Origin of the sequence: Flavobacterium faecale (genome assembly GCF_003076455.1) — a bacterium.
GTDB classification, from domain to species: domain Bacteria; phylum Bacteroidota; class Bacteroidia; order Flavobacteriales; family Flavobacteriaceae; genus Flavobacterium; species Flavobacterium faecale.
Genome location: NZ_CP020918.1, coordinates 1,450,442 through 1,465,612, shown reverse-complemented (window position 1 = coordinate 1,465,612; position 15,171 = coordinate 1,450,442). Strand labels below are relative to the sequence as shown.

Sequence of the window (15,171 nt, the reverse complement as noted above, 5' to 3'; positions counted from 1 at the left end):
GATCAACGAATTAAAAAAAACCAAAAACCTAATCCGTTCAACATTAAATTATTAGCACTTTATAATTTGAAAAAACAGATGAATTCCAATATTAAGAAGCTATTCCTGTTATTCGTTTCAAGCTTTTTGCCTTCAAACTCTTTTTCTAACTCCTGGCAGGAGCTTCTTTCAGTCGCTCTGCCAGCAGTAGAAAAAAGTAGTTTTCAGTCTGCAAAGGCTTTTCACTACTATCAGGGCTAGGGATTAGGTAGTAATTAGAACAAATCCAATTTTTCTACATTCCTACAATCCTTTTTATTTATAACTTTGCTTACACTAAAACCAATTAAAAAATGAAACAAAAATTATTCTTAGCACTAGTACTACTTTTCACTGTTAACACATTTTCGCAAGAATCAAAAATTAGTCTGGAAGCTAATTATCCAATTGCTATAGGTGGCAATTTCGTTAGCGAGTTTTATAAAGGAATTATTGATATTGGAGCAAAATACCGTATTGCAGAAACAACTAACTTTAGTTTTGGCGCTTCCATAAACGGAGGTGTTTTGACCAACAATACTAATAAAAACAAAGGAGAACGAGATTTTAAAGTAACTAATTACACGATTCAACCACGGTTGTTTACTGAGATTAAAATCAAATCCTTAACAAAACTTCATCCTGCGATTGGCCTTGGATACACCTTTATGATATTTAAGAGCACAGGAATTAACAACGGTTTTGATCTATCAAAAGAAGACAGCATTAAAAAAAATGGGATTAATGCTAACTTAGGCCTTTCATACGATATCACTAATAAACTATTTACGACTATCCAATACGATTATGTAAAGTTGAGTTCGAAAGAATCTGTTCCGAGCACTGCATTTAATACTAGCATCAGTTTTCTCAAAATCGGAATTGGAGTGCGATTATAATTCATAATCAATTATACCATTCTTAGGTTTTTACTCCCCGCCCCAGATTACTTCACTTTACTTTTATTTTAATAGGGGTTCAGTGAATTTCATTTGCAGCGGCAGCCCCGACTGAAAAACGCCTTTTTTACGGGAGCAGCAGAGCGACCATCCCGAAGTTTCGGGAGAAGCTCCTGCTGTGACCTAGTAAAAAAAGCGTTTTGAAAGAGGGCTAAAGCGGAAAGCTGGAATAGGCGTATAAAAATAAGGTTAATCCCTTTTATGAATCGTAATAATAACGGTTTTGGATGCCGGTTGATTACTTATTCGCGCTTTACTGTGCAGCGGCACCAAAACATTAGCTTCTGGAAAATAAGTCGCCGTACTATATCGCGGAATACTATATGGAATAACCATAAATTTTTCGGCTAGGCGTTCCTGCACTTCAAAATGACTGATCAAATCAACTAAATCACCTTTTTTTAATCCAGCTTCATTTACATCTTCTGGATTCATCAGGACCACTCTGCGCTCGTTCAGAATTCCTCTGTAGCGATCGTCTAACCCATAAATCGTAGTATTGTATTGATCGTGTGTACGTATGGTCATCATCATGTATTGTCCTTTTTCTAAAACAATATCTGAAGGTTGATTGATAGTAAAATTTGCTTTACCAGTATAGGTGCTACTAAAGTCGTTTGCACGTGCGTTATTCGGTAAGTAAAATCCACCTGGCACACGCACTTTTTTATTAAAATCTTCGAATCCAGGTATGGTCACCTCGATTGCATTTCGAATCAAATCGTAATTACCAGCTAGCGCGTTCCAATCTACATTGGAATTGGCCAACGTAGCCATTGCGATTCCGGCCACAATAGCTGTCTCGCTTTTCAAATTGTCTGACAATGGATCTAAGTGTCCAATCGATTTTGATACAACTCCCATTGAGTTTTCTACCGACACAAACTGATCACCGCTAGCTTGAGGATCACGTTCTGTACGCCCAAGGCAAGGTAAAATCAGAGCTTCTTTACCATGGATTAAATGACTACGGTTAATTTTGGTCGAAATATGTACCGTTAAATCACAATTACGCAATGCTTGAGCCGTGTATTCTGTATCTGGGGTAGCCGAATTAAAATTCCCGCCCATTCCTAAAAAGAAGCGCGCCTTTTTCTCATGCATGGCTTCGATTGATTTTACAACATCATAACCGTGTTTGCGCGGTGATTTGAAATCGAAATAAGCATCAATGTTTTCTAAAAATTGCTCTGGCATTTTCTCCCATATTCCCATGGTTCGATCCCCTTGCACATTTGAATGCCCACGCACAGGACAGGTTCCTGCGCCTTGTTTACCGATACTGCCTTTGAGCAATAATAAATTCACCACTTCACGAATGTTATCTACTCCGTTCTTGTGCTGTGTTAAACCCATAGCCCAACAAACAATTATTTTTTTATTGTCGGCAATCATTTCGGCAGCTTCAACTACTTCTTTATGTGTCAATCCTGTCTGTGCTACAAGATCTTCTATTTTATATTGCTCCAAATCAGCAATAAAAGCTTCATATCCTTGGGTTTGCTTAGCAATAAATTCTTGATCAAATACAGTCCCTGGACTAGTTTTTTCTTTTTCGAGTAACAACAACAAAATTGCTTTTAACAATGCAACGTCGCCATTAATTCTTACTTGCAAAAACAAATCAGACAAATCTGTTCCATTTCCTAACCATTTGATTGGATTTTGAGGGTCAATAAAATTTTTTAAACCAACCTCTGGCAATGGATTTACACTTATTATTTTTCCGCCATGGTGCTTGGTTTCACCCAAAGCCGTCAACATTCTAGGATGATTTGTCCCTGGATTTTGCCCCATCACAATTACCAAATCGGCATGTTTGAAATCATCCAAAGTTACCGAACCTTTTCCAATCCCTACTGTTTCACTCAGTGCAGAACCACTTGATTCATGACACATATTGGAACAATCAGGTAAATTATTGGTCCCGTAGTGACGGACAAACAACTGGTACAAATAAGCTGCCTCGTTACTGGTACGTCCTGAGGTGTAAAAAATCGCTTCATCTGGTGAAGCAAAGCTATTCAATGTTTTTGCTATGTGATCAAAAGCATCCTGCCAACTGATTTCTTCATAATGCGTAGCACCTGCAGGCAAATACATCGGGTGTGTAAGTCGTCCTTTTTTTCCCAATTCATAATCAGACAATTGTCCTAATTCTTCAACACTATTTAATGCAAAAAACATTGGAGTAACTCTATTCTTTGTCGCTTCTTCAGCTACTGCTTTTGCACCGTTCTCACAGTATTCAGCCAAAAAAGAACGTTTTTCGTCTGGATCAGGCCAAGCACAACCAGGACAGTCAAAACCATCTTTTTGATTAAGTTTTGCCAATAAACCAATTCCTTTTACGATTCCAACCTCATCTTTGATATGCGTCAAGGCAGATTTTATTGCTTTCAAACCCACTGCAGAATGCGGAATTTCAACTTGATGAATTCCGGTTAACTTTTCTGGTGGTTGTGCTATTGTTTTCTTCATGTGATGTTCAGTTTGTGTTCTACTAAGTATGCGAATTACTATGGATTAGAATATATGGTTGCTTTGTTTTCTCTCGAAAAACCAATTAAACAGATTCCGAATTCTTTGGCGTAATCAACTGCCAAAGAGGAACATGCCGAAACAGCAACGATAGTTCCTATTTTAGCAAAAAAAGCTTTTGTGATTATTTCATATGAAACGCGCCCACTAACAAGTAAGAATGATCCTTTTTTTAATTGATTAGAAAGTAGTAATGCTCCAACACATTTGTCGACCGCATTATGACGACCAATATCTTCTTTAATGATAAGCATTTGATACTCTTGGTCAAAAACCGTGGCAGCGTGGGAACCTCCTGTAAGACTAAAAGTTTCTTGATTCAGCCTCATTAACGCAAACATTTCGGGTAATTTGTTCAAATTAAGGGGTTGTTGTTTGCTTAATTTTACCTTTGGACGGTCAAAATCTTCTAATTGTTGCTTGCCGCAAATTCCACAAGAAGAGACAGACAATAACGATCTTTTGTTTAAGTAACCCACACCAAGTTGGTCCTCTGAAATAGTAACCTCAATTTTTGTAAATCCATTTGGAGCTTCAGAAACGATTTCCATCGAAAGAGAAGTTGTGGCTCTATAAATATCCTCCACATACAACAAACCTCGAATCAATTCAAAATCATCTCCGGGTGTACGCATGACCACCGTAAACGGACTTTGATTAATACTAATTTCTAAAGGTGCTTCAACAACCAGAAAATCGGTGATTAGCTCACTCGTTTCTGCATTTTTTTTGATTCCTTCATAAGAGACCGTTTGCATTTCATTCCTTACCATTATGTAAAAATAACGAAAAAGAAAATGAGTCTATTTACTTATATAGTTAAAACAATGACTAATTATGTTAAGATTTATACCCTAAACTCAAGGTGTTTTAGAAATAAATTAACTAGATAAGATCCATATTTTACCTTTGTACAAAACAGATGGATCGATGAGTACAATACAAAATACGCCAGAAACAATTAGTAATTTCAGGACATTATGAAGTGCTAAATAATGTTCCTTGCTGCTTGCCTTCCACAAAAAGACTAAGAAAAACAGCAATACTATTAGCGCCACATAAAAGTAAATATCCATATACCCAACTTCATAAACGGAAACTAAAAGGTAAACTGGAAAAATGGTAGAAAAAACTAAAAAAGTGATGATTTTTTTAGATACTTCTTCTCCAAAACGAATGGGAATGGTACGGTAATCATTTGCCAAATCACCTTTGATATTCTCAAGATCTTTAATCATTTCACGAATTAAAAGTAATAAAGACAAGAATGCAGCATGTGCAAATATCACCGCAAAATGTCCTTTGTGACTGATAATCTCCTCGAAACTAAGGTTGTAATAATAATGTAAAGTGAGTGCGAAAAACGGAATTACCGCCATAAAAGTAGCAGTAAGATTGCCCACTACAGCGTACTTTTTGATTTTGTGAGAATAAAACCAAATGAGAAAAATGTAGGTCGAAAAAAACAAAAAGGCTTTCCACGAGACAAACAAAGCCAATGATGCAGCGATAAAATTCAAAGTAAAATACACCTTCAATTTAGTCGCCTGACTAATTAACCGATCTAGCATTGATTTGTTGGGGCGATTAATCAAGTCTTTTTGACTATCATAAAAATTGTTGATGATGTAACCTGAAGCGATAGTAATGGCGGAAGCAAAAACCAAAAGAAACAAATCAACATCAAACAAGATATCTAATGCTCGTTTTTCTGGAGCTAAAATGAATATTGCCGATAAATACTGCGCCAAAATTATAATCGGAATATTGTACCCTCTTACTACAGAGAACAAACTCACAATCTTTTTCAGCAGCAGCCTTTGTTTTCTATTAAGCATTTTTAAATAGTCAAATTATTCGTATTCAATAAATACAAAACGGAATTACAACACAATTAGTAACATTATTAAAATTGGTATACAACCTCTAACTTATAATCTTTTAAGGAAGCCTTAGCGCGTTCTAAATCTTCGGTAAAGCCTAAAATATAGCCTCCACCACCAGAACCACACAGTTTTAAATAATAGTCATTACTATCAATTCCTTGTTGCCAAAGTGCATGAAATTGCTCTGGAATCATTGGTTTGAAGTGATTCAAAACTACTTTTGATAATTTTTTGGTATTTGCAAACAATGATTTCATATCTCCACCAAGAAAATTCTCCACACAGGCATCTGTATGTTTCACAAACTGATTTTTCAACATGGCACGAAATCCTTTGTCTTTTAGGTTTTCCATAAAGATATTGACCATAGGAGCTGTTTCACCAACTATTCCCGAATCAATCAAGAAAACAGCACCTTTCCCATCAAAAGATTGAGTAGGAATCCCTGTTGCTTCAATATTATCTTTAGAGTTAATCAAAATCGGAATACTTAAATAACTGTTCAAAGGATCCAATCCCGAACTCTTTCCATGGAAAAAACTTTCCATTTGAGAAAAAATATTCTTTAGTTGCAGTAATTTTTCACGAGTTAAGTTTTCTAAAACCGTAATTTTATCTTGTGCATATTTGTCATAAATAGCCGCTACTAGCGCACCGCTACTCCCTACTCCATATCCTTGCGGTATGCTAGAGTCAAAATACATTCCGGTTGCTACATCACTATTCAATGATGATAGGTCAAAAGTAACCAAGGTCGGTTGTTCAACTTGTAACTTTTCTAAGTAGGTGGCAAAACGTTGCAAACTTTGATTTGAAGCTATAGCCTCTGCAGAAGGATTCTCATCTCTCTTCAAAGCGCCATTGTAAAAATTATAAGGTATCGAAAGCCCTTTAGAGTCACGAATAATTCCGTACTCTCCAAAGAGTAAAATTTTTGAGTAAAATAAAGGTCCTTTCATATTTTGTGAATTATCAATTTGGGGTTGGTAATTATTTTATATTTTTAATTTTATTCGGGTCTTGTCTTGTATCGAAAAGGGCTAAAATGATTACTTTTTCATTTGAAAAAGTATAGAAAAAGCTACTTTGTTTTGATCTAACACATTTCCGAACTTTTTTATTATGAGACGAAATTGGAAACAAATCTGGATTTTTTGTAATCCTTTTTATATTTTCATACAATTTGGTTGCAAACTTGACTTGTACTTTTTTATTCCAATTTCCTTCTAAATAAGCCAAAGTCTCCGCAATGTTCCTTTTGGCTCTATCGGTTATTACAGCCTTTCTCATTTACCGAGATACGGCGTTATAAATTCATCAAAATCAGAATACTTCCCTTCTTCCGCTTCTTGCAATGATAACTGAATCTCTTCTTTCTGCGATTCATTCAAATCGTCCCACCAATCTTTAGGTTCTCGTGTGAAAACTTTTTTAATTGAGGCAATAATTGTTTCGTCATTGGTCTCCAACAACTGCCTGATTATCTCTAACTTTTCTAATTGAATATCCATAACTAAAAAATTAATCTGTAAAGACACGGAAAATTAGACTTGGAGCGCGCCATTTCCAATTTGATCACAAAGGTACTGACCATTTTGACAATAGCCAACTAATTCGTCTTTAATAAATTGCAATACTTTCTCTTTGACATTATCTGGATACAAAACATGTACATTTGCCCCTGCATCGAGTGTGAAACATACTGGTATTTTGGTCGTTTCTCTAAATTTCCAAATTGCATTAATGATTTCTAATGTATTTGGTTTCATTAAAATAAAGTACGGCATTGAGGTCATCATCATCGCATGTAGCGTCAAGGCTTCACTTTCGACAATTTTGATAAATTCGTCTAAATTTCCGTTTTCGAAAATAGGTATTAATTTATGTAAATTTTCATGTGCTTGTGCAAAACGACGCTCAGCATATGGGTGATCATGCATCAGGTCGTGACCTAAGGTGCTCGAGACTTGCTTTTCGCCTTTATCAACTAGTAAAATGGTATCTTGAAAATCATTAAAAATAGAATGAACCGCATACGGATATTCTACTCCATATAAATCTGTGGTCCCGTCTATATTGGCTTGTTTTCCCCAAGTTACAATTTGACCTTTCACACTTCTGCAGGCACTACCTGACCCTAATCGAGCCAAAAACGATGCTTTCTGATAAAAATAATCATTAGTCATCTCTGGAATAAGTGCTTTTTCTACACTCATTAAATTCATTGCCAAAGCCGCCATACCAGAGGCCGAAGAGGCTATACCTGAACTGTGCGGAAAAGTGTTCTCAGTATCAATGACAAAGTGATAGTCTTTTAAAAAGGGCAAATAAACTGCTACTCGCTCAAAAAACTTATTGATTTTTGGTTTAAAGTCTTCCTTAGGTTTTCCTTCGAAAAGTAAGTCAAAAGAAAAACTTCCGTCATTTTTTTTAGCCTCGAATGCCAGCTTCGTAATCGTTTTACAGTTGTTTAAAGTAAAACTAACCGAAGGATTGGCCGGAATTTGATTGGCTTTTTTACCCCAGTATTTTACCAAGGCAATATTACTCGGTGCAGTCCACTGGAAAGCTCCTTTTTCTATAATTTGAGTGTAATTGGACGGAATAAAATCAGTATCTAAAAACATGAAAGTCAATTTTTAGGCAAAGATACTTTTTTTGTGCTATCTCTATTATACCCAATTGATTTATTACTACCATAATTTTGAGTAAATTTGGCCTTTTATAATACTATCTCATGAACAAAATCACCAAAATACTTACTGTTGTAGTCACTTGTTTGGCTATTGGCTATTTCTCAGGCACGGTAACTCGCTCTGCTATTACGACTTGGTACCCTACTTTGATAAAACCAGTTTTCAATCCACCCAATTGGATTTTTGCACCGGTTTGGAGCATGCTTTACATCATGATGGGGGTTGCAGCGGGATTGGTATGGGACCGTATGGAATATGAACAAACAATAGTCAAGAAAGCACTGATATCCTTTGCGATACAACTAGGGCTAAATGCGCTTTGGTCGTATTTATTTTTCGGACTTCAAAATCCATTATTAGCAGCACTCGAAATCATCATATTGTGGTTGTTTATCTATGAGACCTACATCCAATTTATAAAAATTAATAAAATTGCAGGTTATTTATTCCTTCCGTATTTGGCTTGGGTAAGTTTTGCCATGGTTTTAAATGGTAGTATTTGGTGGTTGAACAGGTAGACAGTATCGGTTGACAACCTTCAAAATAACAACTCCTATCTAGCAGGGCAACATTGCTAATTTGGTGCGTGTAATTTTTTGAACTCCGCGTTTTTCTTAAACAAATATTCCATAAAAAGAAGTGAGTTTGATTTTTCAGACATAACCGCTTTGGATTCGGGGTCAAAATCGCAAAAATCAAGAAACGAACCAACTTCTTCTTTCTTTAATTTTAATTTTTCAGTGAAAAATTTTTGATCAAATTGACAAACCGCTGCTTTTTTAAAGTCAATCGTGCTGTCATCACCTTTCTTTTTTGCCTTAAACAAATCTCCAAATAGCAGTTTCCCTACCTTGACCAAATCAAGTGGTTTATCAATACTACCATCGTTCACTCCAGGATTTTTAATTTTATTCTCATTGCGATACAAGGTCACTTCATCTCTTTTATTTTCTTCCCATATCTTGTCAAATTTCCAATCCACATTAATTTGATGAATAACTACTTCCTTCAATTCTTCTGCTTTTTTGTCAATCAGGATAACCATATTATTTTGCTCTATATCCTCAGAACTTAGCTTGATACCCTTTAAATTAAAATCTTTACTATAAAAAAGAATACTGTCATTTACGCTAGCAGCCAAAGTAAACTCTCCTTTAAAATTTGTTCTAGCACTTGCGTATGATGTTGCATTGATCACATCTACATTTTCTAAAACGAAATTCTGAAAAAACACTTTCCCGCGTAGCATTTTATTCGTTTGGGCATAGCCAACTGTGTTTAGCGCTACAACAAGAATAAGCAGTAATTTTATTTTCATGATTTTAAATCTATTAAATTGTAAGTAAAAATACATAATCCCCTTATTCAATAATGCATTCTAAGAATGATTATTTGTTAAATAAATACATTGGAAATTTATTAAATGGTAGCATTATAATTTTTTAAAACTAATACTCTTTTCGAATAAAAAATCCATTAAGCGCAACTTATTATTTTCGCTCACAATTTGTGAAGCAAGAGGATCAGCTGTGCAGTATTCTTTAAAAAGTTCAACTTCTTCGACTTTTAGACCTAAGGTTTGGGTAAAATAGTTGCTCTTGCAATTTTGATCTGTAAACGTTTTAAAGTCTAGGAGTTCTTTTTCCTTTTTCTGAGGATCTTTGTCTTTCTTAAAGAGATTAGCAACCATTCCGGCAATACGTACGAAGTTCATTCCGTTTGGAATCCCACCCATATAAACACCCTGAACATTAGGCTTTACTGCATTTTTTTGTACATCATAATCATCAAGCTTTTGCTGCTCCCAATCAGCTTGACCTAATTTTATAGATGCCATATTGGTTATCTTTACTTCCTTTAACTGCTCGGCTTTTAAAACTAAATCGACTACTAACTCGTTATTTGTAAAAAGTAAGGGATTCATAACCAACTTTTTTGACTCATGATTTTTAGAAATAAATAAAATCTCATCATTGTTTTTTGCAGTAATCGTAAACTCGCCTTGACTATCAGATACCGCTATCGTTTTTGTGGTTGCATTGATAATCTCTACATCGATTGCTGGATAATTATTTGAGGTTACCTTACCCTTAATAATTTGCGAATAGCCTAATTGAGCTATAAATAACAACAGTATGCAAAGTAATTTTATTTTCATAAGAATCATGGATATACTAACGGAGTAAAAATATAAGATTCTTCTCTATCAAATACCGACTAACCTATAAATTATTGTTAATTAAGCACTAACCTCAGCGTGTTACACCAAATTATCTGCCAAAATAAAACCACTGGTCCATGCATTTTGGAAATTAAAACCACCTGTGATGGCGTCAATATTTACAATTTCGCCCGCAAAGTACAGGTTAGCATGTAATTTACTTTCCATAGTTTTGAAGTTGATTTCTTTAAGGTTTATTCCGCCCGCAGTTACAAATTCTTCTTTAAACGTACTTTTTCCATTGACTTGAAATGTTCCTTTGATGAGTTGTTGTCCCAATTCTTGCATTTGTAGTTTAGACAAATCAGCCCATTTAGTTTCAGACTGTATTCCCGAAGCAAGTACTAAGCTTTCCCACAATCGATTAGTGATTTCAAAAGGTGATTTTTTGGACACCATTTTTTTAGCGTGTTCTTGTTTAAGCGTTTTTAATACTTTTTCGACATCTTCAGTATCCAAGTCGTTGAGCCAATTGACATAAACCGTAAACTGATAATTCTTATCATGTAATATGCGCGCACCCCAAGCCGAAAGTTTCAAAATCGCAGGTCCGCTCATACCCCAATGTGTGATTAACAGCGGCCCTGTAGAAACCAATTTAGTATCTTTTACTGTCACCGTGGCAAGCGCCGAAACGCCCGGCAACTCTTTAATCCGAGAGTCTTTGATATTAAATGTAAATAATGAAGGTACGGGCTCTACAATGGCATGACCAAAATTTTGCAGCATTTCCCAAACTTTAGGATTGCTACCGGTAGCCAAAATGAGTTTTTCGGTCAAGTATTTTTCGTTTTGGCTTTCGATCTGCCACAATCCTTCTTTATTATAAATTGATTGTACGCTTTGCCCTGTGAGTACCGAAATACCTAATTTTTGAGTTGCTTGTAAGAAGCAATCAATAATTGTTTGAGACGAATTGGATACTGGAAACATACGCCCATCTTCTTCAATTTTGAGTGCTACACCATGTTTTTCAAACCATTCGATAGTATCTCCTGAACAAAATTGATGAAAAGGACCTCGTAATTCTTTTTCGCCACGAGGATAAAACTTCACCAATTCATTGGGTTCAAAGCAAGCATGCGTCACGTTGCAACGTCCACCACCGGATATACGAACCTTGGACAAGACTTCTTTTCCGCGTTCTAAAATGGCAATTTTCAGCTTTTTGTTTTTCTCGGCTATATTAATTGCTGTAAAAAAACCGGCCGCTCCACCACCTACTATTATGATATCAAAATTTTGGTTCATATGTTATTGTATTCGATCTGGAAAATCAGAAATAATTCCGTCCACACCGTAATTTTGTATTGTTTTTATGTCTTCAATCTCATTCACTGTCCAAGGATATACCTTAAAACCTTCTCGTTGCAGTTGTTCTGTAGTCCCTATCTCCAGCAATATAAAATCAGGATTAATCGCTCTTGCTTTTATTTTTTTAGCAAAATCCAAGGCAGCTGCTATAGTAGTTTCTGTCAAAACGGCAATAGGAATATTCGAATCTAAAGCAACTGTTTCCGATAGCATTTTCCACTCAAAACTTGACACAATAAAGTCATCATAGCTCCATTTCTGAACTTGTACATACTCCTGAATCATTGCTACAACGGGTGCTGCGGTACCATTTCCTTTCAATTCGATATTAACAAAACACTTTCGATCCACCAAATCCAAAACTTCTTTTAGTGTTGGAATATTTTGATTTTTTTCTATTCGAAAGTGACTCAATTGTTCATAGGTCTTTTCGTTTACCAAACCCGATCCATCTGTCGTGCGATCTACCGTCTCATCATGAATTACAACAACCAATCCGTCAGCAGACAAATGCACATCAAGCTCTATCCCGTCCACACCCATATCGAGTGCTTTTTGAAAACTGATTAGTGTGTTTTCGGGTTCGTATCCACGTGCGCCGCGATGACCAATTTTTAACATGAAGTTGAATTTGGCACAAAGGTAAGCAAAGTATAGAAGTGAATCAGTACTGGTTTTGTATTGTTTTATTGCGCTTGATGCAATTCTAAAATCAAAAATGATTTGCCTTTTATCGTTAAATCATTTTTTAGGTCAGTCGATCGGTTGGTAAATACAGAAGTACCTGTGGTGTATTTTTCTAGATTTTCATTAAATCGCTTTGTAGCAATCGTTCGTTCTTCACGATTATTATTGATGATCACCATTACAGAATCATCTTCATTGTATCGAAAATAAACGTAGATATTATCCTCTGGAATATAATGTGTTGTTTTACCAAAATGGATTTCAGGTCGGGTCTTGCGCCATTGAAAAAGTTTTCGAGTAAATTCAAAATACGACTTTTGCTCTTCTGTTCTTAGATTCGGATCAAAAGCATTTATTTCGTCGCCATCCCATCCCCCAGGAAAATCCTGTCGAATATCTGCATCACCAATATATTGGTCACCCGCCATTCCAATTTCTGAGCCGTAATACAATTGCGGAATTCCGCGCACAGTTGCAAGTACAACCATTGCAAGTTTGTATTTTTTTAAGTCATTGTTGTAGCAATAATTCAGTCGTTTTGAATCATGATTTTCAGCAAAAATCATCAAATTATGTGGGTTTGGATATAAAAAGTCAAATGTTAGCGAATCATATATTCGTGTCATTCCTCTATCCCAACTTCCGTCATCTTCATTAAAAACCATTTGCAAGGCATCACAAAGTGAAAAATCCATTAATGAAGGCAAATTGGAATTAAAGTTATGGATTTCGCCTGTTTTACTATCCTTCTGCCAATACGCCAAAATACCATGATTGCGCTGTGTAATTTCGCCCACCATATTAAAATTCGGATACTCTTTCATGATCGCATTGGTCCATTTGACCATCTGCAAAGGTTCGGCATAATTAAAGGTATCAATTCGAAGTCCATCCAAATCAGCATACTCAATCCACCAAATTGCATTTTGAGTCAGATACTTCAGCACCAAAGGATTGGCAATATTCAGGTCGGGCATAGTAGGTACAAACCAACCTTCAAGACACTGCTGACGATCAATTTTTGAGGCATTAACGTCAATAACTGTGGTGCGTTTGTGATTGGTTTCAGTATAGGTTTCAAAAACATTAATCCAATCTCTAGTGGGCAGATCTTTTACCAACCAATGCTCCAAACCCCAATGATTGGTCACATAATCGTGTATTAACTTCATGCCTCGCTTGTGCAATTCTGCAGACAAACGCACATAATCATCATTGGTTCCATAACGGGGATCAACCCTATACACATCTGACTGTGCGTAGGTATGATACGAAAATTCATGTTCATCATCCAAGCATACAGGAGTATTCCAAATCGCAGTAGCACCAATGGCTTTTATATAATCAAGCTCTTTAATTATACCATTTAAATCACCGCCATGCCTACCGCCAGGCAAATCTCTATTGTACTTTTCATTAGTAGTTTTGTCATTATCATTTGGCCCATTGCCGTTACAAAAACGATCGGGCATAATGAGATAAACAACATCTGAGGAATCAAAACCTTTGCGGTCTGCTGCGTTTTCTCTTCGTTGTTTGATACAGTATTTTTGAGTAAATACAGTTTTGGTATTGCGTTTAAAAATAAAGATAATCTCCTTGGCATAATCCCATTTTACATTTATAGTTACAAACAAAAATCTAGGATTGTCTGTTTTAGTAACTTTAGTAATAATTCCTTTTTCAGATGTTTCTATAAAATACTGACCAATGGCATCCCCATAGAACAAAATCTGCAATTCTTTTTCCTGCATTCCTGCATACCAAAAAGGAGGTTCAATTCGAATTAAGGGAGCTTGTATCTTTGGATTCATCATTTGGTTAGCCCTTAGGATGGACTTAAAATCAAAAATACGACTTTATAAAAGATAAACTACATATAGCATCTTTTTTCTTAAATCACCTATTCAGAACACAACACAAATTTAACTAGCAATAGATTTTTTGAAATCTGAAGGCGAAACGCCCTCGTTCTTTTTGAAAAACTTACTAAAGGCTTGAATATCTTCATAACCCACTTCATAAGCAATTTCTTTGATGCTCAAGTCCGAATAATGCAACAACCTACGTGCTTCAAGAACTAATCGAGCTTGAATAATTTGTAAAGGTGATTTTTCATTGTACTTTTTGAAGAGGTTCGAAAGTGTCTTGGGACTTTTATTCAACATCTCTGCATAATCGGCAACTTGGTGTTTGGTTTTAAAATGGCTTTCGACCAAATAATTGTATTCTCGCACAATATCCAATTGATTTTTATCGAAAGAAGTAAGTTCTGTTTGCTCTTTATAGATTCGGGTACTGAGAATTAGTAAACGTTTGAGCATCATTTGAAGCATATCGTTTTGGAGATTATCTTTGGATTCCATTTCGATAGAAAACATTCTCCACAGCACTTCAAATTTTTCAACTTCGTTATCTGGAATCGTAATTTTTGGAAATTGTGAAGCTCCAAAAAACAGAATCCCTTTGCAACCCACCTCGTTATCATGATCAGAAATGCAATAAAAAGCCCGATTAAATCGAACCAAACGAGCTTTAGTAACCGATACAATTGTGACTTTGTGGTACTCGGTTAGAAATAAAACCGTGTTTTCGGGAAAAATATAATCGCTACCATCAACATTGACTTTCATATCCTCTTGGCACCAAATAACGCTCAAACTTTCGCTCACTTTTTCTTTGAGCAAATCGCAATTAGAGGCGTCAATTTCGGCTAATCGTACAAATTCATTAAGCTGGCCGGTGTATAGCATTTTATTTTGGATATAAATTAAGTGATACAATGTAGTTCAAATCTACCATATAGTCGTAGACTTTTAGAATTCCTTACAAAATTATTGGGATTACGG

Annotated in this window: 15 protein-coding genes; 2 read left to right on the top strand and 13 right to left on the bottom strand. The window is 35.6% G+C overall.

Features of this window, described 5'->3' with window-relative positions; all coding sequences use genetic code 11:
• Positions 1–332 precede the first annotated feature (332 nt).
• Positions 333–917, top strand: a complete 585-nt coding sequence (locus FFWV33_RS06395) for an outer membrane protein (protein ID WP_108740140.1) — start codon at positions 333–335, stop codon at positions 915–917.
• A 249-nt stretch (positions 918–1,166) separates the two neighbouring features.
• Here the strand turns inward: FFWV33_RS06395 and FFWV33_RS06390 are convergent, their stop codons facing one another.
• The 7 genes from FFWV33_RS06390 to FFWV33_RS06360 all read right to left on the bottom strand — a co-directional run bounded on the left by FFWV33_RS06390 (position 1,167) and on the right by FFWV33_RS06360 (position 8,031).
• The gene (locus FFWV33_RS06390) at positions 1,167–3,458 is read right to left on the bottom strand and encodes an FdhF/YdeP family oxidoreductase (RefSeq protein WP_108740139.1); all 2,292 of its coding nucleotides are present in this window, start codon (positions 3,456–3,458) and stop codon (positions 1,167–1,169) included.
• Between the two features lie 38 nt (positions 3,459–3,496).
• On the bottom strand, positions 3,497–4,291 hold the full coding sequence (gene fdhD, locus FFWV33_RS06385) for a formate dehydrogenase accessory sulfurtransferase FdhD (protein ID WP_245891687.1): 795 nt from the start codon (positions 4,289–4,291) through the stop codon (positions 3,497–3,499).
• Between the two features lie 108 nt (positions 4,292–4,399).
• Entirely contained in the window at positions 4,400–5,356 is a 957-nt protein-coding gene (locus FFWV33_RS06380) for a geranylgeranylglycerol-phosphate geranylgeranyltransferase (protein WP_108740138.1), read from the bottom strand.
• A gap of 68 nt (positions 5,357–5,424) precedes the next feature.
• A complete protein-coding gene (locus FFWV33_RS06375) occupies positions 5,425–6,363 on the bottom strand; it encodes a mevalonate kinase family protein (RefSeq protein WP_108740137.1) in 939 nt (312 codons plus the stop codon).
• 31 nt (positions 6,364–6,394) lie between these two features.
• On the bottom strand, positions 6,395–6,694 hold the full coding sequence (locus FFWV33_RS19745; RefSeq protein ID WP_108740136.1) for a type II toxin-antitoxin system RelE/ParE family toxin: 300 nt from the start codon (positions 6,692–6,694) through the stop codon (positions 6,395–6,397).
• Positions 6,691–6,915 carry a hypothetical protein gene (locus tag FFWV33_RS06365; protein ID WP_108740135.1) on the bottom strand — a complete coding sequence of 75 codons (225 nt, stop codon included), beginning with the start codon at positions 6,913–6,915 and terminating at the stop codon, positions 6,691–6,693. The genes FFWV33_RS19745 and FFWV33_RS06365 overlap by 4 nt, the downstream gene beginning before the upstream one ends.
• A gap of 33 nt (positions 6,916–6,948) precedes the next feature.
• On the bottom strand, positions 6,949–8,031 hold the full coding sequence (locus tag FFWV33_RS06360) for a diphosphomevalonate decarboxylase (RefSeq protein ID WP_108740134.1): 1,083 nt from the start codon (positions 8,029–8,031) through the stop codon (positions 6,949–6,951).
• A 110-nt stretch (positions 8,032–8,141) separates the two neighbouring features.
• Between FFWV33_RS06360 and FFWV33_RS06355 the strand changes: the two genes are divergently transcribed.
• A complete protein-coding gene (locus FFWV33_RS06355; protein ID WP_108740133.1) occupies positions 8,142–8,618 on the top strand; it encodes a TspO/MBR family protein in 477 nt (158 codons plus the stop codon).
• A 56-nt stretch (positions 8,619–8,674) separates the two neighbouring features.
• Here the strand turns inward: FFWV33_RS06355 and FFWV33_RS06350 are convergent, their stop codons facing one another.
• From FFWV33_RS06350 to FFWV33_RS06325, 6 genes are all read right to left on the bottom strand, one after another.
• A complete protein-coding gene (locus FFWV33_RS06350) occupies positions 8,675–9,418 on the bottom strand; it encodes a hypothetical protein (RefSeq protein ID WP_108740132.1) in 744 nt (247 codons plus the stop codon).
• A gap of 114 nt (positions 9,419–9,532) precedes the next feature.
• Complete coding sequence (locus FFWV33_RS06345; RefSeq protein ID WP_159085978.1) at positions 9,533–10,258, bottom strand: hypothetical protein; 726 nt, start codon at positions 10,256–10,258, stop codon at positions 9,533–9,535.
• Positions 10,259–10,360: 102 nt separating this feature from the next.
• On the bottom strand, positions 10,361–11,572 hold the full coding sequence (locus FFWV33_RS06340; protein WP_108740130.1) for a BaiN/RdsA family NAD(P)/FAD-dependent oxidoreductase: 1,212 nt from the start codon (positions 11,570–11,572) through the stop codon (positions 10,361–10,363).
• Positions 11,573–11,575: 3 nt separating this feature from the next.
• Positions 11,576–12,256 (bottom strand): glycerophosphodiester phosphodiesterase, encoded by a 681-nt coding sequence (locus FFWV33_RS06335; protein ID WP_108740129.1) that lies wholly within the window; start codon positions 12,254–12,256, stop codon positions 11,576–11,578.
• A gap of 65 nt (positions 12,257–12,321) precedes the next feature.
• The gene (locus FFWV33_RS06330; protein WP_108740128.1) at positions 12,322–14,139 is read right to left on the bottom strand and encodes a glycoside hydrolase family 13 protein; all 1,818 of its coding nucleotides are present in this window, start codon (positions 14,137–14,139) and stop codon (positions 12,322–12,324) included.
• Positions 14,140–14,247: 108 nt separating this feature from the next.
• Entirely contained in the window at positions 14,248–15,075 is an 828-nt protein-coding gene (locus FFWV33_RS06325) for an AraC family transcriptional regulator (protein ID WP_108740127.1), read from the bottom strand.
• Between the last annotated feature and the right edge of the window lie 96 nt (positions 15,076–15,171).

Bases quoted from the DNA above. Each gene is read 5' to 3' on its own strand.
- FFWV33_RS06375 (WP_108740137.1), bottom strand. From the start codon at position 6,363: ATGAAAGGACCTTTATTTTACTCAAAAATTTTACTCTTTGGAGAGTAC.
- FFWV33_RS06390 (WP_108740139.1), bottom strand. From the start codon at position 3,458: ATGAAGAAAACAATAGCACAACCACCAGAAAAGTTAACCGGAATTCAT.
- FFWV33_RS19745 (WP_108740136.1), bottom strand. From the start codon at position 6,694: ATGAGAAAGGCTGTAATAACCGATAGAGCCAAAAGGAACATTGCGGAG.
- FFWV33_RS06395 (WP_108740140.1), top strand. From the start codon at position 333: ATGAAACAAAAATTATTCTTAGCACTAGTACTACTTTTCACTGTTAAC.
- FFWV33_RS06330 (WP_108740128.1), bottom strand. From the start codon at position 14,139: ATGATGAATCCAAAGATACAAGCTCCCTTAATTCGAATTGAACCTCCT.
- fdhD (WP_245891687.1), bottom strand. From the start codon at position 4,291: ATGGTAAGGAATGAAATGCAAACGGTCTCTTATGAAGGAATCAAAAAA.
- FFWV33_RS06340 (WP_108740130.1), bottom strand. From the start codon at position 11,572: ATGAACCAAAATTTTGATATCATAATAGTAGGTGGTGGAGCGGCCGGT.
- FFWV33_RS06380 (WP_108740138.1), bottom strand. From the start codon at position 5,356: ATGCTTAATAGAAAACAAAGGCTGCTGCTGAAAAAGATTGTGAGTTTG.
- FFWV33_RS06365 (WP_108740135.1), bottom strand. From the start codon at position 6,915: ATGGATATTCAATTAGAAAAGTTAGAGATAATCAGGCAGTTGTTGGAG.
- FFWV33_RS06325 (WP_108740127.1), bottom strand. From the start codon at position 15,075: ATGCTATACACCGGCCAGCTTAATGAATTTGTACGATTAGCCGAAATT.
- FFWV33_RS06345 (WP_159085978.1), bottom strand. From the start codon at position 10,258: ATGAAAATAAAATTACTTTGCATACTGTTGTTATTTATAGCTCAATTA.
- FFWV33_RS06335 (WP_108740129.1), bottom strand. From the start codon at position 12,256: ATGTTAAAAATTGGTCATCGCGGCGCACGTGGATACGAACCCGAAAAC.
- FFWV33_RS06355 (WP_108740133.1), top strand. From the start codon at position 8,142: ATGAACAAAATCACCAAAATACTTACTGTTGTAGTCACTTGTTTGGCT.
- FFWV33_RS06350 (WP_108740132.1), bottom strand. From the start codon at position 9,418: ATGAAAATAAAATTACTGCTTATTCTTGTTGTAGCGCTAAACACAGTT.
- FFWV33_RS06360 (WP_108740134.1), bottom strand. From the start codon at position 8,031: ATGTTTTTAGATACTGATTTTATTCCGTCCAATTACACTCAAATTATA.